Origin of the sequence: Bacillus thuringiensis, from assembly GCF_001455345.1 — a bacterium.
GTDB classification, from domain to species: Bacteria; Bacillota; Bacilli; order Bacillales; family Bacillaceae_G; genus Bacillus_A; species Bacillus_A thuringiensis_N.
On the sequence record NZ_CP013274.1, the window covers coordinates 5,138,502 to 5,159,008 of the forward strand.

Sequence of the window (20,507 nt, forward strand, 5' to 3'; positions counted from 1 at the left end):
TTTCAGGCGCTTTTTTTATTACTTGCTCTCTTTATTCGTAATAGAAGCTCTTACGAAATCATGGAACAATGGTTGTGGACGGTTTGGACGAGAAACTAGTTCTGGGTGGAACTGTGCTGCCACGAACCATGGGTGATCTTTTAATTCAATGATTTCAACTAGACGACCGTCTGGGCTTGTACCAGAGAATACAAATCCTTCTTTTTCCATATCCGGACGGAATTGATTGTTGAACTCATAGCGATGACGATGACGCTCATATACAACCGGCTCATTGTAAGCATTGTATGCATTTGTTTCTTCAGCAAGCTTACATGGATATAGACCAAGACGAAGTGTACCACCTAAGTCTTCTACATCTTTTTGTTCTGGTAATAAGTCGATGATTGCATAAGGAGTATCAGGATTAATCTCAGAAGAGTTAGCTCCTTCTAATCCTAATACGTTACGTGCGAATTCAATTGATGCAAGTTGCATACCTAAGCATATTCCTAAGAATGGAACTTTGTTTTCACGAGCATATTGAATCGCAACGATTTTACCTTCTACACCACGATCTCCGAAGCCACCTGGTACAAGGATACCGTCTGTGTCTCCTACTAATTCTTGTACGTTCTCTGCTGTTACGTGCTCAGCGTTTACCCATTTCACTTCTACGTCTGTATCGAAAGAATAACCTGCATGACGAAGTGCTTCTACAACAGAAATGTATGCATCTTGAAGCTCTACGTATTTACCAACAAGAGCGATTTTTGTTTTCTTAGAAAGGTTACGTACTTTATCAACTAGCGCAGTCCACTCTGTCATATCTGCAGCTGGATTGTCTAATTTTAAGTGATCGCAAACGATTTGGTCCATGTTTTGTTCTTGAAGAGATAATGGAACCGCATATAAAGTATCTGCATCGCGAGCTTCGATAACTGCTTTTGTATCGATGTCACAGAATAATGCAAGCTTGTCTTTCATATCTTGAGAAACAGGCAGTTCTGTACGAACAACGATAATGTTTGGTTGAATACCTAAGCTACGAAGTTCTTTAACACTATGTTGTGTTGGTTTTGTTTTCATTTCACCCGCTGCTTTTAAATACGGGATTAACGTACAGTGAATGTACATTACATTGTCACGACCGATGTCGCTCTTAATTTGACGAATTGCTTCTAAGAATGGTAGAGACTCAATATCACCAACAGTTCCACCGATTTCTGTAATAACAACATCCGCGTTTGTTTCGCGACCAGAACGGTATACGCGTTCTTTAATTTCGTTAGTAATGTGAGGAATAACTTGAACTGTTCCTCCTAGGTATTCACCACGACGCTCTTTTTGAAGAACTGAAGAGTAAATTTTACCTGTTGTTACGTTGCTGTATTTGTTTAAATTGATGTCGATGAAACGCTCATAGTGACCAAGGTCTAAGTCAGTTTCTGCACCATCATCTGTTACGAATACCTCACCGTGTTGGTATGGGCTCATAGTCCCTGGGTCTACGTTAATGTATGGATCAAACTTTTGAATCGTTACGTTTAAACCACGATTTTTTAAAAGTCTTCCAAGAGATGCTGCTGTAATACCTTTTCCTAAAGACGATACTACACCGCCAGTTACAAAAATATACTTAGTCATGAAAAAGCTCCCTTCTACTTTGCTGTTATATAATCACCGTTGCAAAGCGCAACGTATGTAGATAACACTGTATCCATCTTATTGTTAGACTCTTTTTATATTCTAAACAAAAAACAAAAAAGAAAATTGCTCCCCTCATCACATAAAGTAATAAGTAGGGAGCAATTTTCTTTTATATTTACACTTTAAAAGTATTATCGTCCTTTTTTAAAGAGCCCAAAAATGATTCTACATGGACGATAATGAAAAGTCAAGAACTACAGCTCTTCCTCTTCTTCTTCTTCAGTTTCATCATACTCAAGTTCTTCTTCAGCGAAGTCTTCGTCATCATCTTCATCTAAATCATCAAGATCATCGTCGTCTCCGTCTTCTTCTTCAAGAACCTTGTCCAAATCTTCTACATCATCATCTTCTTCAGTTACGTCTGCATCGTCGAAGTCTTCATCTTCTTCAATGTAGTCGTCAAAACCGTCCTCTTCAACTTTACGTTTCTTCTTCGGTTTTGGTTGAGGCAAGATTTCTTCATCAATTTGCTCATAAGGGTACCAGCTACGTAGCCCCCAACGATTTTCTCCTAAATTAATGAAACGTCCGTCGATGTTTAAATCTGTATAAAATTGTGCGAGTTTCGCATTAACTTGCTCTTGAGATAGTCCCAGCACTTGAGCGATTTCTTGAACCAACTCGTTGAATGTCGTTGCTTGTCTTTTATCCCCTAAAACGCTATGTACAACTTCAATCATTGAACATTCTTTTAGCTCTTCTGGTGAATATTGCTTAAAATTCACTTATGCGGCACTTCCTTTCTTCAAATATAACCTTATATATAACGGTCTGCTTAAAAAAATCCATACTATTCATTATAAACAAAAGTCGCACAAATATGCTACAAAAAAAACGGGAAACTTTATATAGCAATAAAATTATAATTTATCTATTCCTTATTTCGGAAGCATATGGGCTCCTTGCAGCACATACCTAATTTGCATTTCTGTATATTCTTCAAGTGTATACAGCTTTTGCAGCGCCCACCGTCTAAATCCCCACATCTGTCCTTGTATAAAAATATTATGTGCAAGAAGCTGTATTTCTTTTTTATTCAATGTAAATGTTCCATTTGCCGTACACTGTTCTAAAATATCCTCAAACATTCCTACCATTTGAAACTCCTTTTCTAATACATACGGAAGTGATTCTTTCGGCAAAAAGCGTACCTCTTGATACATAATTAATACTTCTTCCTGCAATTCGTCCATCACTTTAAAGTAATTCGTTATCGCTACCTTTAAACTTTCTATACTCCCCTTTTCTGTACACACTACTTCCTCTAATCTTTCCTTTACATGTTCATAAATGCTATCACAAACCAAATACAAAACATCATCTTTTGTGCGAATGTACTCATAAAGTGTTCCGATACTAAACCCAGCCGCTTTCGCAATCTCTCTCGTTGTTGTACGCGGGAATCCCTTTTGCTTAAACAATTGCACCGCACCTTTAATCATTTGTTCACGCCTTAACGCGACTAATTTCTCATCTTTCACAGACGCATGTACATTATGTTTAACCATCCCCTTCACCTCTCTCTATTATTTTTTGGAAGGAAAAAGCGTAGGAAAATACCTACGCTTTTGCTCCTACTTCGTTAACATACGAGAAATTACGAGCCTTTGAATCTCTTGTGTTCCTTCATAAATCTGTGTAATTTTTGCATCTCGCATATAACGCTCTACTGGATAATCTTTCGTATAGCCGTAACCACCAAATACTTGCACTGCTTCAGTCGTCACCTTCATTGCTGTATCACCCGCGAATACCTTTGACATCGCTGATTCTTTCCCGTACGGAAGCCCTTCCGATTCAAGCCAAGCCGCTTGATATGTTAGAAGACGCGCCGCCTCCACATCCGTTGCCATGTCTGCAAGTTTAAAGCCAATGCCTTGCTGCGCCGCAATTGGTTTCCCAAACTGATGGCGCTCTCTTGCATATTCTACAGAAGCATCTAAAGCCCCTTGTGCAATACCAACTGCTTGCGCCGCAATACCATTACGACCACCATCTAATGTTTGCATCGCTATCTTAAACCCTTGCCCTTCTTCTCCTAGTAAATTCTCTACAGGAATACGGCAATCTTCGAACATAATTTCAGTTGTTGGTGAAGAGCGAATCCCTAACTTACTTTCCTTCTTCCCAACTGAAAATCCTTTTCTATCACTTTCCACAATAAACGCGCTCGTGCCACGCTGTTTCGATTCAGGATCAGTTAACGCAAAAACAATATAAATATCAGCAATACCGCCATTTGTAATAAAGATTTTTGAGCCATTTAATACGTAATGGTCTCCATCTCTTTTAGCAATCGTCTTCATTCCGCCAGCATCCGATCCAGATCCTGGCTCCGTTAAACCGTATGCACCAATTTTCGTTCCTTCAGCCATCGGTCGCAAAAACTTCTGCTTTTGCTCCTCTGTTCCAAATTTAAAAATCGGCCATCCAGCAAGTGAAGTGTGTGCGGATAGTGTTACACCTGTTGAAGCACAAACGCGAGATAATTCTTCAATAGCAATTACGTACGCTAAGTAATCGCTTCCAATTCCACCATACTCTTCAGGCCACGGAATACCCGTCAAGCCAAGCTCTGCCATTTGATCAAATAACGCTCGATCAAATCTCTCTTCTTCATCACGCTCAGCTGCTGTCGGTGCTACTTCGTTCTTAGCAAAATCCCGAACCATTTTTCGGATCATCTCATGTTCTTCGGATAGTTTAAAATGCATTCCCGTCTCCCCCTCGTTCTTCTATAAAGCTCGACTAATAACAAGTTTTTGTATCTCACTTGTTCCCTCATATATTTGCGTGATTTTCGCATCCCGGAAAAACCTTTCTACTGGGTAATCTTTCGTATAACCGTAACCACCAAATACTTGCACCGCTTCAATCGCAACTTCAACGGCTGTTTTAGAAGCGAATAATTTCGCAATAGATGCTTCTTTACCGCATGGTAATCCTTGTGCTCTTAGCGATGCTGCTCTATATACGAGTAATCGCGATGCTTCTACACTAGTTGCCATATCTGCAAGTTTGAATCCGATTCCTTGCTGCGCCGCAATTGGCTTTCCGAATTGCTCACGTTCTTTCGCATAATCAATTGCACATGCAAGCGCCGCTTCAGCGATTCCTAAAGCCTGTGCACCAATTCCAATTCGTCCAACATCTAAATTCGCCATCGCTACCTTAAATCCTTGTCCTTCTTCACCAAGTAAATTCTCAGCCGGTACTTTCATATCCTCAAATGTAAGTTGTACTGTGCGAGAACCGAGAAGGCCCATTTTATGCTCATCTTTACCGATAATTAAGCCTGGTGTATCTTTCTCTACTATAAATGCAGAAATCCCACTCTTTCCTGCCTCTGGATTTGTAGAAGCGAATACAATATATGTACTTGCTTCACCGCCATTTGTAATGAACACTTTCGATCCATTAATAATGTAATGATCGCCTTTCTTCACAGCTCTGGATTTCAAACTTCCTGCATCTGATCCTGCATTTGGTTCTGTTAATGCAAATGCACCTAAATATTCACCAGTCGCAAGTTTAGAAACATATTTCTGCTTCTGTTCTTCTGTTCCGAAATATAAAATCGGGTTCATTCCAACTGACGTATGTACAGCTAAAATTACACCAACCGTTGCACTTACCTTTGAGATTTCCTCAATTGCTAGAATGTAAGATATAAAGTCCATTTCTGCACCGCCGTATTTTGCAGGCGCTGGAATACCCATTAATCCAAGCTCACCCATCTTTTGCAAAATCTCTTTCGGGAACACCCCTTGTTCCATACTAGGAACAAAGGGAGCTATTTCCTTCTGTGCAAAATCTCGAACCATTTTCCTCATCATTTGCTGCTCTTCATTAAAACGAAAGTTCATATATTCCGCCTCCATTTGCTATATATCCTTTAAATAATTTGGTAAGACCACTATGTTGTAACAAAGGGGGCATTTATTCGTAAACGTAGAATCCACGACCTGTTTTACGCCCTAACCATCCTGCATTCACATACTTACGTAATAACGGACATGGGCGATATTTACTATCTCCTAATCCTTCATGCAACACTTCCATAATGTATAAACACGTATCTAAACCGATAAAATCGGCGAGTGTCAAAGGCCCCATCGGATGGTTCATACCAAGCTTCATGACTTCATCAATTGCTTCTTTCGTCGCTACACCTTCATATAACGTATAAATTGCTTCGTTAATCATCGGCAGCAAAATGCGATTTGATACAAAACCTGGGAAATCATTCACTTCAACTGGTACTTTCCCAATTTTTTTCGTAATATCTTCAATTGCTTCATATACCGCATCATCAGTAGCCAAACCACGAATAATCTCAACAAGCTTCATAACTGGAACTGGATTCATAAAGTGCATACCGATTACTTTTTCCGGACGCTTCGTTACCGCTGCAATTTCTGTAATTGGCAGAGATGACGTATTCGTCGCTAAAATTGCGTGTTCTGGAGCAATTTCATCTAGATTCGCAAAGATTTTCTTTTTAATATCCATTTTCTCAACAGCTGCTTCAATAATAAGATCCGCTTCTTTCACACAATCTAAATCAAGCGTTACTGTAAGACGATTTAATATCGCTTCCTTCTCTTCTTCCTTCATACGTCCTTTTTCTACTTGGCGTGCTAAGTTTTTCGTAATGATAGCCAATCCTCTATCTAATTGCTCTTGCTTTAAATCTTGTACCTTCACGTCATATCCTGCCATTGCACATACTTGTGCAATTCCTGATCCCATTTGCCCTGCACCAATTACAACAATGTTTTGTACACCCATTTTTTCTTCCCCCTTAATTGTTAATAAATTTTATACCCTCGAACTTTAATTAGTGAACTTCAATCATCACTGCGTCCCCTTGACCGCCACCGCTACAAATCGAAGCAATTCCAATTCCGCCGCCGCGCTGCTTCAGTGCATGAATAAGTGTAACGATAATGCGCGCTCCGCTTGCTCCAATCGGATGTCCCATCGCCACTGCGCCGCCATTTACATTCAATTTTTCCGGATCAATTCCTGCGATTTCTGTACTTGCAATTGCTACCGCTGCAAAGGCTTCATTAATCTCGAATAAATCGATGTCTTCAATTGTCTTGCCTGTTTTTTCAAGCAATGCGTTAATTGCATAACCTGGCGTTCTTGGGAAATCTTTAGATTCCACTGCAATTGCTGTATGCGCCAAAATTGTCGCTAATGGCTTTCTTCCTTCTTGCTTCGCTCTGTCTTCGCTCATTAATACAAGTGCGGCACCACCATCGTTTAGTCCTGGCGCATTACCAGCTGTCACCGTCGATGTCTTATCAAATACAGGTTTTAACTTTGCTAACTTTTCAATCGTTGTATCTTCACGTGGCGCCTCATCCTTTGCAACGACAATAGGATCGCCTTTTCTTTGCGGAATCGTTACTGGCACGATTTCCTCTTCAAAACGCCCTTCTTTATGCGCTGAAACCGCGCGTTGATGGCTACGATATGCCCATTCGTCTTGTGCTTCGCGAGAAATTCCATCTTCCTTCGCAACTTCTCCGCCATAAACACCCATGTGTGTACCTGAAAATGCGCATGTTAAACCGTCAGCAACGTTTAAATCAATAACTTCGTTGTTGCCCATTCTGTATCCCCATCTTGCTCCGCGTAAAATGTAAGGACTGTTACTCATCGACTCCATACCGCCAGCTACAATCAGTGATTGATCGCCAGTACGAATAATTTGATCCGCTAACGTAACCGCACGAAGTCCTGATGCACAAACTTTATTCACTGTTTCCGTCTGCACTTCCCAAGGGATTCCAGCAGCCCTTGCAGCTTGACGCGATGGAATTTGCCCCTGTCCCCCCTGAATAACCGTTCCAAATATAACTTCTTCAACATCACTAGCCGCAACATTTGCTCTTTCAAGCGCTGCTTTAATTGCAATTCCTCCAAGTTCCGTCGCTTTTACATCTTTTAAAGATCCTCCAAGTTTTCCAACTGGTGTTCTTGCAGCACTTAAAATAACTGTTTTACTCATGTTTCTTTCCCCCATTTCTTTTTTTAACACTGAGCGCTCGCTCGGTATCCCTACGTTGAGAAGAGGTGCAATCATTGCACCTCTTTCTAAAGTTGTATACATTCTTATAAACTACATCGCTTCTTTTTTCTGTCCGATAACAGATCGTTCTAAAATCTCTGTCACATCAAGAGTTTGAACTTTCTCTTCTACCTCTTTCGCTTTCGTCCCATCACTAATCATCGTTAAGCAATATGGACAACCTGTACCGATAATAGATGGCTGTACAGCTAGCGCCTGTTCTGTACGAGCAACGTTAATACGAGAACCTGCTGTTTCCTCCATCCACATTAAGCCACCGCCTGCTCCACAGCACATTCCGGTTTCACGGTTACGTGCCATTTCTACAAGATTCACACCAGGAATCGCTTTCAAAATATCGCGCGGTGCCTCGTATACTTCGTTGTATCTTCCTAAGTAACAGGAATCATGGTACGTAACTGTTTCCTCAATAGCGTGAACAGGTTTTAAGCGTCCTTCTTTCACCCACTGAGCTAACAGTTCTGTATGATGATAGACTTCTGCTTGCAAGCCAAAGTCTGGATACTCATTTTTAAATGTGTTATAAGCATGAGGGTCAATCGTAACGATTTTCTTCACTCCTGCTTTTTCAAATTCTTCAATATTCTTTGTCGCCATCTCTTGGAATACGAATTCATTTCCAAGGCGGCGCGGTGTATCTCCAGAGTTTTTTTCTTTATTACCGAGAATCGCGAATGAAATGCCTGCCTCGTTCATTAACTTCGCAAAGGATATCGCAATCTTCTGACTACGATTGTCGTATGATCCCATCGAACCAACCCAGAATAAATATTCAAACTCCTCGCCAGCTTTTGATTTCTCTTTTACAGTTGGAACTGTTACTTCATCATCACCTTGGCGCCATGTTTCACGCTCTTTACGGTTTAGACCCCACGGATTCCCTTGACGCTCGATGTTCGTCATCGCACGCTGCGCTTCCGCGTCCATCTTTCCTTCTGTTAAAACGAGATAGCGGCGTAAATCAATAATTTTATCAACATGCTCATTCATAACCGGACACTGGTCCTCACAGTTACGGCACGTTGTACAAGCCCAAATCTCTTCTTCTGTAATAACATCTCCGATTAAACTCGGATCGTAAGCGAGTGTTGTAGCCGCTGATTCTTGTTGCCCTTTCCCAGCTGCCATCATCGCTAACTGATTTCCTTGTGTATTATTAAAAGCAACCACTGGAACCCATGGCGCTTTTGATGTTACTGCTGCTCCTTTATCAGTTAAATGATCACGAAGCTTTAAAATTAAATCCATCGGTGATAACATTTTTCCTGTCCCTGTTGCCGGGCACATATTTGTACAACGACCACACTCTACACAAGCGTATAAATCGATAAGCTGATTTTGTCTAAAGTCTTCAATTTTACCGACACCAAATGTTTCTTGTGTTTCATCTTCAAAGTCAATTTTTTCAAGTTTCCCTGGATTTGAAAGACGACCGAAGAATACGTTAGCTGGTCCTGCAATTAAATGTGCGTGTTTTGATTGTGGTACGTACACTAAAAACGTTAACAAAATTAGTAAATGCACCCACCAAGAGAAATAGAACACAGAAATGGCTGCGGTTTCATTTATCCCTGAGAAAACGTAAGCGATTGCAGAAGCGATTGGTTCACTCCATGAAAGCTCCTCGCCGTGCCATATAATTCCCATCCCATTACCGAGTAGCACAGAAATCATTAAGCCACCAATAAAGATAAGAACAAGGCCTGATTTGAAATTACGTTTTAAACGAACTAGCTTCTCAACATACCGTCTATGAAAAGCCCAAAAGACTGCAATTAAAATAACAAGTGTGACAATTTCCTGGAAGAATGTAAATGCAGGGTATAGTGGTCCAAGTGGAAGATGTGAGCCTGGTGCAAGTCCTTTCCATACGAAGTCAATTGCTCCAAATTGGACAAGAATAAATCCGTAAAAGAACATAACGTGAATAATGCCGCTCTTCTTATCTTTCAGCAGCTTTTTCTGACCGAAAACATTGACCTTAAGAAGGTCCCAACGCTCTTTAAAACGACGGTCAAATTCAATCTTTTTTCCTAACTGTATGTAGGCCATCCTCGTTCGTATAAGATATACAAACAAATATCCCGCATAAGCAATAACAGCAATGGCAGCCAGCCAATTAATGATCAGTAAGCTATTCATTTTTATGCTACCCCTCTCTTTGTAAGCCTTCTTTCTTTTTTAGAATCTTCGAAAACATATAATTTTCTGAATTTTTTCCCCTATCTTCATTATATAATGAGTGAGCATTCAGTCAACAGTTTTTTGTTATACAACAACATATTTTTTCATAAAGCTGTTTATTTCGGTGAAACTATAAAGTGAAAGTTTGATTTATACAAAACTGATGGTGAAAAGACCGTGAAGGAGGGAGTTTACTCATGTTCTTCTTATCTCTCTTGTTAATAGGCAGTGCTCTCTGGATTGTAATCGATTTTTCTTATGGGAGAATTGTTCATTTAAAGCATGTACGTTCTCGTTCTTTCCCTTTACGTCAAAGTGATTTTCACCTTTATACATATGGAAAAGATTTGTATGACGCCCTATTTACTGATATAAAACAGGCGAAACATCATGTACACGTTCTATTCTTCATTGTAAAAAATGACAAAATCAGCCGCGAATTTTTAAAGTTACTGATAAATAAGGCACAGGAAGGAATTGAAGTACGACTTTTACTCGATCGATTTGGTAGCCATTATTTATCAGATGAAGCAATTCGTTCCCTACGAAAACATGGTGTCTCTTTTTCTTTTTGTCATAAAGTGAAATTCCCTTTCCCTTTCTTTTCTGCCAATCAGCGAAATCACAGAAAAATTACAGTCATTGACGGGAAAATTGGTTATATCGGAGGATTTAACGTTGGTGAAGAGTATTTGGGACATAATGAACGATTAGGATTATGGAGAGACTATCATTTACGTCTTACAGGCGAAGGAGTACAAGATTTACAAAAACAATTTTTACATGACTGGTTTGATGATACAAACCAAAATTTATTGGGTACTTCTCTTTATTTTCCGAAACAGCAACCGGGCACTATCCAACATCAATTTATTCCGACTGATGGTGCGTATTTACAACATACTTTTTTACATTTAATTGAAGGGGCAAAAAAGGAACTCTTTATCGGTACACCATATTTCATTCCTGGGAAAAAAATTATGAACGCATTATTAAAAGCACGAAAACGTGGGGTTCAAATTACGGTTCTTGTTCCAGAAAAAGCTGATCACGCCCTCGTTCGAGAAGCAAAATTCCCATATTGCCGAAAGTTAATACAAGCCGGGTGTAATATTTATGCATTTCAACAAGGTTTTTTTCACGCTAAAGTTATTATAGTGGATGATTATATTTGTGATATCGGAACTGCAAACTTTGATATGAGAAGTTTATATATTAACCATGAAATCAACTGCCTTTTATATGATAAACATTTTATACAAACAGTAAAAAACAAATTCCATGAAGATCTAGAAAACGCATCATTACTTTCCTTTAAAGATGTTAGCCCGCTTTCTCTTATTGATAGAGGAAAAGAATGGATAGGAACGATACTTGCTTTCTTCCTATAAATGAAGGAGGGATATTCATTATGATTATGCGGTTCGGATATGTCTCACATGCAATGGCACTTTGGGACTGTTCTCCTGCCAAAACGCTGACATTTACTAGCTTTCAAAAGCTCAGTAAACAAGAACGAGAAGATAAATTGTACGATGTTACAAGGCAAAATCTTGAGCATACAATACGTATTCTGCATTACAATATAGCGCATGAAATTCCATTATATCGCTTGTCTTCTTCCATTGTACCGCTTGCAACACATCCCGAGGTCGAGTTTGATTATATCGGGGCATTTACACCGCTTTGGCATAAAATCGGGGCATTAATTACAGAACACAATTTACGAGTAAGTTTTCATCCAAATCAATTTACCCTATTTACAAGCGATAAGCCACATATTACAACTAACGCTATTACAGATATGACCTATCATTATAAAGTATTAGATGCAATAGGAATTGCAGATACTTCTTATATTAATATCCATGTAGGTGGTGCCTATGGAAATAAAGAAAAAGCTATTGGACGTTTCCATGAGAACATAAAAAAACTTCCTGCACATATAAAAAAGCAAATGACACTTGAAAACGATGATAAAACATATACGACTGCTGAAACTTTATCTATTTGCCAAAAAGAAAAGATTCCATTCGTATTTGATTATCATCATCACATGGCCAACCTTTGTGATGAACCACTAGAATTGTTACTTCCTGCAATTTTTGAAACTTGGTCACATACAAATGTCTCTCCTAAAGTTCATATTTCCTCTCCTAAATCGAAAAAAGAATTTAGGGCTCATGCTGAATATATTGATTTAGAGTTTATTAAGCCTTTCTTACACATTGCAAAAAAAACCAATCATAATTTCGATATTATGATTGAAAGTAAACAGAAAGATTTAGCAATGTTGCAACTCATACATGAACTATCCTCTATAAGAGGGATAAAAAGAATAAATAGCTCAACATTACAATGGTAAATTGTAATGTTGAGCTATTTTTTTCAAAAAAAGTAATTTTTATAGTAAAAAATACCCTATTTTATATGCTATGATTGGAATTAGCATTTTCCACCTGTGATTCAACTTTATTGAAACGGAGTCATAATATGATTAATCAAAAAAAATATGTACACTTTGTCATGATGTATATAATTATATTTTCCCTTTGGATATTTCTTATCCCTAAGGACTTGAATATAAAAGAAATTGGAATTCTTTTCTTATTTTGTTTCGCTACACTCTTTTCTTGCTATTGCTTATATAAAGCAATTAAGAAAATGAAGCGCGGTGACAAACTATTTTGGGTGTTAATACTATGCACTTGCCTATGTGGATTGACAATGGAGATAACTTTGTTTCTTCATTCACTTTCTATATATGATCAAGTCATATTCTCATATAAGTCCTTGCCCTTTTTCACCGTACAATATATTTTGCTCTTCTCTGGCTTTGCTATAAAGTTCATAAAACATTACTCTATTAGAGGCCTTGCTCAATTTTCATTCGATAGCCTCTTTATTGTTATTATGAATATTTATTTTACCTTAACTTTTATTTTGGACGTTTCAAGCTTTCGTATGTTAACGACAGATACCTGGATTTTAATTGGATACTTTATCGCACAAGCATTAGTAATTTACGCCGTTATTAGCCTATATAGAAGAGAACAATATTCTTCTAGTAGAATTTCATTAATTATCGGCTTTACTATCATACTTGTGTACGGATATATACATCTGTTTCAATTAAACGCAGGAATGGAAACTTCTTCTGAAATCTCTTACTTAATACATACTGCTTCAATTTTATTAATTGGTCTATCGTCCATACTATACATTTTAGATAAACCAATACAGCATGAAACAAAAACAAAGTATTATCGATTTGATTATGTGCGCTTTATATTACCTTATTTTAGTATAATCATTACTTTTTCTTTTATTATCTTTCAACCTTGGGATGATAAGTTCATGTTAATTGGTCTAGTATTATCACTCATCTTATTATTCCTACGACAACTTTATATGTGGAAGGATAATCGAGCACTAATCGATACATACGAACAGTTGACTACACAACTAGAAGGCAAAGTAGAAGAAGGTGCATCTGCGTTATCAAAAAGTGAACAACGCTACAAATCTTTATTCGAAGATCATCCTGATGCTGTTTTCTCTTTAAATATGTATGGTATTTTCCAACAATCTAATACAGCTTGCGAAAGCTTATTTACTGCCTACTATTGTGAAGTAGAAAGCTATTCCCTTTTGCACTTTATTGATCCAAAAGACCATGATTTACTAAAGAAAGCTTTGCAAATGACAAAAGAAGGTAGACCACAAACTTTAGAAGTTCGTACAAAAGAAAAAGAAGGTTATTACTATTACCTTCACATTACACTCATCCCTACTTTCATAAACAAAGAAGTTGTTGGGATGTTCGGCATAGCACGTGATATTACAACTTTATATGAAAAACAAAAACAAGTAGAGCATTTAGCCTTTCATGATGCACTTACTGGATTACCAAATCGTCGAAAGTTTGAAAAAGACTTAAAAAACATTTTAAATACAGCTCAAACTAGTGCAAATGATGTTGCCGTCATGTTCCTTGATTTAGATCGATTCAAAAAAATTAACGACAGACTTGGTCACGACGTCGGAGATTTATTATTAATTGAAGTAGCAAAAAGATTACGCAGTTGCTTGCGTTCAAAAGATGTCGTTGCTCGCCAAGGCGGAGATGAGTTTACAATATTATTACCAGATATGTACTCCGAAAAGAGTGCAATATTTATAGCTGAACAGATTTTAACCATTTTAAACAAACCATTCTTCATTAAAGATGAAGAACTGTCTATTACACCGAGTATCGGAATTGCAATGTACCCTGATTATGGAACAGATGTAACAGAATTAATGAAAAATGCTGACATGGCTATGTATCGCGCGAAAGCAAATGGAAAAAACAGATTCGTTTTCTTCTCAAAAGAAATGAGTATTGCTCAAAATGAGAGTAACTTCTTAGAAGGAGAACTTTCAAAAGCATTACAACAAAATGAATTTTTCCTTGAATACCAGCCACAAGTAAGCACAAAAACAAAACAAATTATCGGTTTTGAAGCATTAATTCGTTGGAAGCATCCAAAACTCGGCATCGTATCTCCCGCCCAATTCATTCCACTAGCAGAGGAAACCGGATTTATTATTGAACTTGGAAATTGGATTTTACGTACTGCTTGCTTAGAGGCAAAAAGATGGCATAATCAAGGTTTTTCTCACTTGAAAGTTGGTGTGAATTTATCTGTTGTTCAATTTAACCATGCAGATTTAATCCCAACCATTTCAAAAGTATTAGAAGAAACAGAGCTAAAACCAGAAGCATTAGATATTGAAATTACGGAAAGTATCGCAATTAATCAAAATCAATCTGTAGTTGCAAAGTTAGAACAGCTTCAAAATCTCGGTATTCAAATTTCAATCGATGATTTTGGGACTGGTTATAGTTCTTTAGCTTATTTAACAAAATATCCAATCAACACATTAAAAATTGCTCGAGAGTTTATTTGCGGAATTACAAATAGCCCTTTAGAGGAAGCGATTATTTCTTCCATTATTACACTATCAAAAGAACTAAATTTAGAAGTTATTGCAGAAGGTGTAGAGACCGAAGAACAATGGAAGTTTTTATATGAGCAAAACTGTGACCACATTCAAGGATTCTTTATTAGCAAGCCTGTTTCTAGTAAAGACGTTTGGAGGTTACTCCACAAAAAAACAACCGTCTAAGTAAGACGGTTGTTTTTTAATATTCAAAAGGTAGATCTCCAGCTAATTGTACCTCTTGATCATTATGAGAAATTACTTGGCTTTTCTCTAATGCTGTATCACCTAATGAAATACCCCATGCCATCGCTAACGTTAATAGACTACCAATAAGTAGTTTCTTCATATTCCATCACCCACATTTTTTATTTTAATATATCATGAAAATTTATCCATATCCTATGCAATTATGCATATCCATTTTTTAGGTTTTCTATCTGCTGATTTTATCTGCAATCGCTTCTTTATATGCATGCATTTCTAATATATCAAAAAAGAAACTTGCCTTTTTATATGCATCTTCAATCGCTGCCTCTTCATGTCCCAGTTTTCCTAGGCATTCACCTCTTTGATAATATAACTGTCCAATTAATGCCATACTATTAATTCGGCATGATGTTTCAATCGCTTTATTTACTTGATAAAGTGACTCTTCATATTGCTCATCTAAGTATAATGCTTTTGCATGATTATATCTTACCTTCACATCAAATTCTTCATTATCATGCAATGTCTCTAATTGTTTTAATATATCTTCAAATAACTCAATACTCTTCTTAAAATAGCTATTTTCAGCATAAATATTTGCAATTGCATTTTCTATATAGAGATTTTGGTATACGTCTATTCCAGCTAATTGTTGGTTCAACAATTTTTTCAATTCTAAAATACAATATTCGTAATCAATTTTCTTCAATATGTAAGCTGCTACATGATATTGCCATTGAAGAAACTGCTGGAATTCAGGATGATATTCTTCCTTTTTCAACTCATTCCATACTCTATTATAAATCTCTTTATATTTCTTTTGCTTACACAGCATAATGACTTGATCTTTAAACTGTTTTTTTCTTTCAATATCCGAATAAATGAGTACCTCATAAAAATGAATAATGGGAACTTGTAATTTTGCTGCGATACCTTGCAATATATCCATACTTGGGTATACCGCGCCCGATTCAATTCGGCTCACTTCCGATTGATGACATATGTTCTCGGACAACTGCTTTTGTGTTAATCCCCTCATTACCCTAATTTTCTTAATTTCACTTCCTAATTTTTCTGCGTGCATACTTACTCACCATCCCGTTATAACAATCTAATTTGTTAAGTTGTCATACCACTACAATAATGTGAATTCGACAATTTTTGACATGAAATAATGCATAATATATATAAAATTCGGCAAATTTTCCATACATTTCATCTCACATACAATAATAGATTAGATGTTTTATAGATAAATTATAGATAACTTGCCTGTGCCTTCGTTATATTCGGTCTTCTTTGTCCCTTATCACCAAAAGCTATTCACACCCCGGAATTAGACAAAAACAAGGTAAAAATTGAGATTACTCAGCCTAGTTTAACGATTAAAAAAATAACACAACCTCAAAATAATACAAAAGAAATATAGCGAAAAAACATTTAAAAGGTGAGATAAAAGAGGCTAAACTCAACAAGAGTGAGTGAAAGCTGAAAAAATTTAGACTTTCAACCTACCGATAAAGAAACGCAAACCGAAGTTCTTCTTGCACAAACTTACAAAAAATATAAAGCATATGGTCAAGATCTCATTGTAAAAGTAGATAAAGATGGAGTAATTACAACTGTTAGTGGCAAAGTTGTCCAAAATTTAGACCAACAACCTAATCATACTATAACAAATTTTTTGTCGAAAAATGAAGTAAAATCTACATAACGCAATACACTCCTAATTACAAGTGATGTAACTGAGACAGCATTCTCTAACGAAACTGTTGTGTACAAGAAAAAAGAAGTTTACCGTTCATAGGTAAACTTCTTTTCATATCCATCCCTTTTCTTCCGCAATTGTAATTGCCTCAATTCTATTTTTCGCATCAAGCTTCGTTAATACTTCAGAAATATAATTACGTACTGTACCAGGTGAAAGATAAAGTGCCTTCGCAATTTCATTTGCCGTCTTTCCTTCTTTCGCAAGTAGCAATACTTCTTTTTCGCGATCTGATAAAGGGTTTTGCTCCTGCCATAAGCCGAACATTAAATCTTGAGAGATCTCTCGCTTTCCTTTCATTACATTGCGAATTGATGCGGCTAAATCTTCACTTGGGCTATCTTTTAATAAATATCCTTGCACGCCCGCTTTCATTGCTCTTTCAAAATATCCAGGACGCGCAAATGTTGTTAAAATCATTACTTTACATGCTGATTTTTCTTTCTTTAACGTTTCCGCAACATCTAATCCACTTTGAATTGGCATTTCAATATCCATAATGCTTACATCAGGCTTTAACGATTCAATTAATTTTAGCGCCTCTTCCCCGTTCGCAGCTTGCCCAATTACTTCAATATCATCTTCTAGATCAAGCAGGGCCCCTAATGCACCACGAAGCATCCGCTGATCTTCTGCAATAATAATTCGAATCATGCCCTCACCTCATCTTTTCCTGTTCGAATAACAACTGGAACTTTTACTGTTAATAGTGTCCCTGGATTAATCGTACCCAGTTCAACAAATCCATCAATAAGAGCGATTCGCTCTTTCATGCCACGAATGCCATTTCCATCATGGTTTTGATCTGCTAAGCCAATTCCGTTATCTTCTACTGTCAAAATTAATTCGCCTTGTGATTCTAGTACAGAAACTGTGCAACGCGTTGCCTTACTATGCTTTACAACATTTGTCACAGCCTCACGTAAACACATTCCTAAAATATTTTGTTCAATGGGTGATAACGAACTCGCACTCGTTTCTTGTTTGATCTCTAATTCAATATTAGCAGCTTGTAAGATTGCTTTTATTTGCTTAAGCTCCTCCTCTACTGTAATCATGCGCATATCAGAAATTAATTCCCTTAGCTGTTTTAAAGCGGTACGAGATGTTTGTGTAATTTCCTTCGCTTCCGCACTTGCTCGCTCCGGATTTTTTACAATTAACTTTTCCACAAGCTGACTTTTTAAAGTAATGAGTGATAATGTATGCCCTAACGTATCATGAAGATCTCTTGCAATCCGTTGCCGTTCTTCACGTTTTACTAAATCTTTAATTTGCTCATTCGCTTCATTTAATTGATTTCTTAACATCTTTTTTTGATTAAAGTTGCGCATACCAAATGGTGTAAGAAGCATTAAAATAAACATCGGAACAATATTTACTAAACTTGTAGTTGTTAGTTGATTCATATTTACAAATATAAAAATCCCAAGCATTATAACTAACAAACATAATAGCACTCGAAACACTTTCTTATTTGGCGCAAATCCCATCGCACTTGCCGTAAAAAAACCAAAGAATATCATAAAAGGATTATAAAATAAAGCAAATAAAAAGATGAGTACCATTTGAATACATGCCCATAAAACAAACGTCCTCTGCACAAAATAAAGCTGACGGTATGTGATAATAAAAAGTATCAACATACCGCTCCCTAGCACAAACTTCCATCCTGACACTTGTGCTAAATGGTAAATTGGAAATAATAAATACACGAGAAACATATACGGAAAGAAACCCATATGTTTCGGAAAAATCTCAATCCTCTTCTTCTCTATCATTTATACCGCTTCCTGTCTTTTTCTTATATATATTGATACTACAACAAATATAAGGAAATAACCTCCTAATACCGCGATATTTTCCCAACCAATTGATTTTCCAGCTACAATATCCCATGCACCACTTCCGAAGTGGTATGTTGGTGTCCATTCACCGATAGATCTTAATATTTTCGGGAATACTTCGATTGGCATCCATAGGCCACCGAGAATTGCTAAACACATATTTAAAATATTCGCTAAGCCTGCTGCTGCATCGACCTTTTTAATAGAACCAACTATCGATCCAAGCGCTAAAAATGGTGTTACACCTAGTAATAGCCATAAACCAGCGCCTATCCATTGACCAACTGTTAACTGAACATCATTAATTAAAATACCTGCTATAAAAATAACTACGATTGAAAACACATTTACTACTGTTTGCGAAACAATTTTTGCAGAAATATATGCTCCTTCTGGCAAAGGTGTAATTCTCAAAAGCTGTGCCCACCCTTTTTGTCTTTCCTCAGAAAGACGGACCCCAAAACTGAAAAGCGCTGTTCCAATAATACTGAATGAAGTCATAGAGATTAAATAATGAGCTTTCCATTCATTCCCGTTCTGTGGCACTTGAATAACATTTGTAAAAATGTAATAAAACATAACTGGCATTAATAATGAGAAAAAGATAAATAATTTATTGCGAAACGTACGTAATATCTCCATCTTACATTGCATCAAAAACGCTCTCATGCAATCTCCTCCTTCTGATTTGCGACAAACTGTTCAAATGCTTCATCAAGGCTTCCACGTTCAACTGAAACATCTGTTACAGGTAAGTTCTTTTGATAAATTGCTTTTAAAGTTGCATCTGTATCTTCAGTTGTTAAAGCAAAGCGTCCTTCGTTTACCTGTACATCCGTTACACTCGGTAATTCTTTTAGTAATTTTGTAGGAATGCTTTCCTTCGAATAAAACGAAATCGTTTTTCGAGAAATCGTTGCCTTCATCTCATCTGGTGTGCCATCTGCGATAATCTTTCCATTCGCAAACAATAAAATACGATTCGCCAATGCATCCGCTTCTTCTAAATAGTGTGTCGTTAAAATAATTGTTTTCCCTTCACTTGCTAACTTTCGAATTGTTTCCCAAAACGTTCTTCGAGACGTAATATCCATTCCAACTGTCGGTTCATCTAAAAATAGCAATTCAGGATTCCCTGCAAGTGCAAGCGCAAAGTTTAACCTTCTTTTTTGCCCACCTGATAATTTCTCACATCTTTGCTTTCGCTCTGATTCTAAATTTGATAACTGTAATAAAGTTTCTTTTGCTACCGGATTTGTATAATAACTACGGAATAGCTCAATTGCTTCTTCCACCGTAATACTATCAATAACACTTACTTCTTGTAGCATCGCACCGAGGCTATTACGAACATCTCTATGCTTTGGACTTTTTCCAAATATAGAAACAGTTCCTTCTGTCGGATCCTTTAATCCAAGCATCATCGACATCGTTGTCGTTTTCCCTGCACCATTCGGTCCAAGTAGTGCTACGATTTCTCCTTTATTCACATGAAACGAAACGTTATTTACTGCGTTTTTATGTTTAAATGTTTTAGAAACACTATTTACTTCAATAATCTTTTCCATCTCTCCACCCCCGCTGTTTCTTATATTTACATTGTATTACTTGGAAAACTTAGGAAACAGTATGATGCGTCATAACATCGACATGACAATTGTCATGTATTCTTTATGAGACGAATCAGCCTGCATACCGCAAGCGAGTAGCAGGACGAAAA

At 37.1% G+C, this 20,507-nt stretch carries 17 protein-coding genes and 1 pseudogene; 4 read left to right on the top strand and 14 right to left on the bottom strand.

Annotated features, from left to right (window positions below; translation table 11 throughout):
- Window positions 1–18 precede the first annotated feature (18 nt).
- The 8 genes from pyrG to ATN06_RS27085 all read right to left on the bottom strand — a co-directional run bounded on the left by pyrG (window position 19) and on the right by ATN06_RS27085 (window position 9,934).
- Window positions 19–1,626, bottom strand: coding sequence for a CTP synthase (gene pyrG / locus ATN06_RS27050; protein ID WP_060632967.1), 1,608 nt, complete (start codon window positions 1,624–1,626; stop codon window positions 19–21).
- Between the two features lie 257 nt (window positions 1,627–1,883).
- Window positions 1,884–2,414, bottom strand: a complete 531-nt coding sequence (gene rpoE / locus ATN06_RS27055; protein WP_060632968.1) for a DNA-directed RNA polymerase subunit delta — start codon at window positions 2,412–2,414, stop codon at window positions 1,884–1,886.
- Between the two features lie 153 nt (window positions 2,415–2,567).
- Window positions 2,568–3,197, bottom strand: a complete 630-nt coding sequence (locus tag ATN06_RS27060; protein WP_060632969.1) for a TetR/AcrR family transcriptional regulator — start codon at window positions 3,195–3,197, stop codon at window positions 2,568–2,570.
- A gap of 66 nt (window positions 3,198–3,263) precedes the next feature.
- Window positions 3,264–4,403, bottom strand: coding sequence for an acyl-CoA dehydrogenase AcdA (gene acdA / locus ATN06_RS27065; RefSeq protein WP_060632970.1), 1,140 nt, complete (start codon window positions 4,401–4,403; stop codon window positions 3,264–3,266).
- A 21-nt stretch (window positions 4,404–4,424) separates the two neighbouring features.
- The gene (locus tag ATN06_RS27070; protein ID WP_060632971.1) at window positions 4,425–5,555 is read right to left on the bottom strand and encodes an acyl-CoA dehydrogenase; all 1,131 of its coding nucleotides are present in this window, start codon (window positions 5,553–5,555) and stop codon (window positions 4,425–4,427) included.
- Between the two features lie 73 nt (window positions 5,556–5,628).
- Window positions 5,629–6,480 (bottom strand): 3-hydroxybutyryl-CoA dehydrogenase, encoded by an 852-nt coding sequence (locus ATN06_RS27075; RefSeq protein WP_048656349.1) that lies wholly within the window; start codon window positions 6,478–6,480, stop codon window positions 5,629–5,631.
- 49 nt (window positions 6,481–6,529) lie between these two features.
- On the bottom strand, window positions 6,530–7,813 hold the full coding sequence (locus tag ATN06_RS27080) for an acetyl-CoA C-acetyltransferase (RefSeq protein WP_110093271.1): 1,284 nt from the start codon (window positions 7,811–7,813) through the stop codon (window positions 6,530–6,532).
- Between the two features lie 9 nt (window positions 7,814–7,822).
- Window positions 7,823–9,934 carry a (Fe-S)-binding protein gene (locus tag ATN06_RS27085; protein ID WP_060632972.1) on the bottom strand — a complete coding sequence of 704 codons (2,112 nt, stop codon included), beginning with the start codon at window positions 9,932–9,934 and terminating at the stop codon, window positions 7,823–7,825.
- 239 nt (window positions 9,935–10,173) lie between these two features.
- On the opposite strand from ATN06_RS27085, the gene cls reads away from it, so the two are divergent.
- The 3 genes from cls (at window position 10,174) to ATN06_RS27100 (ending at window position 15,148) form a co-directional block, all read left to right on the top strand.
- On the top strand, window positions 10,174–11,367 hold the full coding sequence (gene cls / locus ATN06_RS27090) for a cardiolipin synthase (RefSeq protein WP_060632973.1): 1,194 nt from the start codon (window positions 10,174–10,176) through the stop codon (window positions 11,365–11,367).
- A gap of 20 nt (window positions 11,368–11,387) precedes the next feature.
- Window positions 11,388–12,341, top strand: a complete 954-nt coding sequence (uvsE, locus tag ATN06_RS27095) for a UV DNA damage repair endonuclease UvsE (RefSeq protein WP_060632974.1) — start codon at window positions 11,388–11,390, stop codon at window positions 12,339–12,341.
- 128 nt (window positions 12,342–12,469) lie between these two features.
- Window positions 12,470–15,148 (top strand): DUF4084 domain-containing protein, encoded by a 2,679-nt coding sequence (locus ATN06_RS27100; protein ID WP_060632975.1) that lies wholly within the window; start codon window positions 12,470–12,472, stop codon window positions 15,146–15,148.
- A gap of 16 nt (window positions 15,149–15,164) precedes the next feature.
- Here ATN06_RS27100 and ATN06_RS27105 read toward each other — a convergent pair whose 3' ends face one another.
- A complete protein-coding gene (locus ATN06_RS27105) occupies window positions 15,165–15,311 on the bottom strand; it encodes a quorum-sensing peptide PapR (protein WP_000734732.1) in 147 nt (48 codons plus the stop codon).
- Between the two features lie 87 nt (window positions 15,312–15,398).
- Window positions 15,399–16,256: a helix-turn-helix domain-containing protein gene (locus ATN06_RS27110; RefSeq protein WP_060632976.1), complete on the bottom strand. Its 858-nt coding sequence runs from the start codon at window positions 16,254–16,256 to the stop codon at window positions 15,399–15,401.
- Window positions 16,257–16,457: 201 nt separating this feature from the next.
- Here ATN06_RS27110 and ATN06_RS29850 point away from each other — a divergent pair.
- Window positions 16,458–16,970 (top strand): annotated as a pseudogene (locus ATN06_RS29850) (M4 family peptidase); the annotation flags it as partial.
- Between the two features lie 21 nt (window positions 16,971–16,991).
- On the opposite strand, the gene ATN06_RS27115 reads toward ATN06_RS29850, so the two are convergent.
- The 4 genes from ATN06_RS27115 to ATN06_RS27130 are packed head-to-tail and all read right to left on the bottom strand — an operon-like array spanning window position 16,992 to window position 20,355.
- The gene (locus tag ATN06_RS27115) at window positions 16,992–17,594 is read right to left on the bottom strand and encodes a response regulator transcription factor (RefSeq protein ID WP_060632977.1); all 603 of its coding nucleotides are present in this window, start codon (window positions 17,592–17,594) and stop codon (window positions 16,992–16,994) included.
- On the bottom strand, window positions 17,591–18,721 hold the full coding sequence (locus tag ATN06_RS27120; protein ID WP_060632978.1) for a sensor histidine kinase: 1,131 nt from the start codon (window positions 18,719–18,721) through the stop codon (window positions 17,591–17,593). The genes ATN06_RS27115 and ATN06_RS27120 overlap by 4 nt, the downstream gene beginning before the upstream one ends.
- On the bottom strand, window positions 18,722–19,456 hold the full coding sequence (locus ATN06_RS27125; RefSeq protein ID WP_060632979.1) for an ABC transporter permease: 735 nt from the start codon (window positions 19,454–19,456) through the stop codon (window positions 18,722–18,724).
- Entirely contained in the window at window positions 19,453–20,355 is a 903-nt protein-coding gene (locus ATN06_RS27130; RefSeq protein ID WP_060632980.1) for an ABC transporter ATP-binding protein, read from the bottom strand. The genes ATN06_RS27125 and ATN06_RS27130 overlap by 4 nt, the downstream gene beginning before the upstream one ends.
- Window positions 20,356–20,507: the final 152 nt, after the last annotated feature.

Bases quoted from the DNA above. Each gene is read 5' to 3' on its own strand.
- ATN06_RS27115 (WP_060632977.1), bottom strand. From the start codon at position 17,594: ATGATTCGAATTATTATTGCAGAAGATCAGCGGATGCTTCGTGGTGCA.
- ATN06_RS27130 (WP_060632980.1), bottom strand. From the start codon at position 20,355: ATGGAAAAGATTATTGAAGTAAATAGTGTTTCTAAAACATTTAAACAT.
- ATN06_RS27105 (WP_000734732.1), bottom strand. From the start codon at position 15,311: ATGAAGAAACTACTTATTGGTAGTCTATTAACGTTAGCGATGGCATGG.
- acdA (WP_060632970.1), bottom strand. From the start codon at position 4,403: ATGCATTTTAAACTATCCGAAGAACATGAGATGATCCGAAAAATGGTT.
- ATN06_RS27070 (WP_060632971.1), bottom strand. From the start codon at position 5,555: ATGAACTTTCGTTTTAATGAAGAGCAGCAAATGATGAGGAAAATGGTT.
- uvsE (WP_060632974.1), top strand. From the start codon at position 11,388: ATGATTATGCGGTTCGGATATGTCTCACATGCAATGGCACTTTGGGAC.
- cls (WP_060632973.1), top strand. From the start codon at position 10,174: ATGTTCTTCTTATCTCTCTTGTTAATAGGCAGTGCTCTCTGGATTGTA.
- ATN06_RS27100 (WP_060632975.1), top strand. From the start codon at position 12,470: ATGATTAATCAAAAAAAATATGTACACTTTGTCATGATGTATATAATT.
- ATN06_RS27110 (WP_060632976.1), bottom strand. From the start codon at position 16,256: ATGCACGCAGAAAAATTAGGAAGTGAAATTAAGAAAATTAGGGTAATG.
- ATN06_RS27080 (WP_110093271.1), bottom strand. From the start codon at position 7,813: ATGTATACAACTTTAGAAAGAGGTGCAATGATTGCACCTCTTCTCAAC.
- ATN06_RS27120 (WP_060632978.1), bottom strand. From the start codon at position 18,721: ATGATAGAGAAGAAGAGGATTGAGATTTTTCCGAAACATATGGGTTTC.
- ATN06_RS27125 (WP_060632979.1), bottom strand. From the start codon at position 19,456: ATGAGAGCGTTTTTGATGCAATGTAAGATGGAGATATTACGTACGTTT.
- pyrG (WP_060632967.1), bottom strand. From the start codon at position 1,626: ATGACTAAGTATATTTTTGTAACTGGCGGTGTAGTATCGTCTTTAGGA.
- ATN06_RS27075 (WP_048656349.1), bottom strand. From the start codon at position 6,480: ATGGGTGTACAAAACATTGTTGTAATTGGTGCAGGGCAAATGGGATCA.
- ATN06_RS27085 (WP_060632972.1), bottom strand. From the start codon at position 9,934: ATGAATAGCTTACTGATCATTAATTGGCTGGCTGCCATTGCTGTTATT.
- ATN06_RS27060 (WP_060632969.1), bottom strand. From the start codon at position 3,197: ATGGTTAAACATAATGTACATGCGTCTGTGAAAGATGAGAAATTAGTC.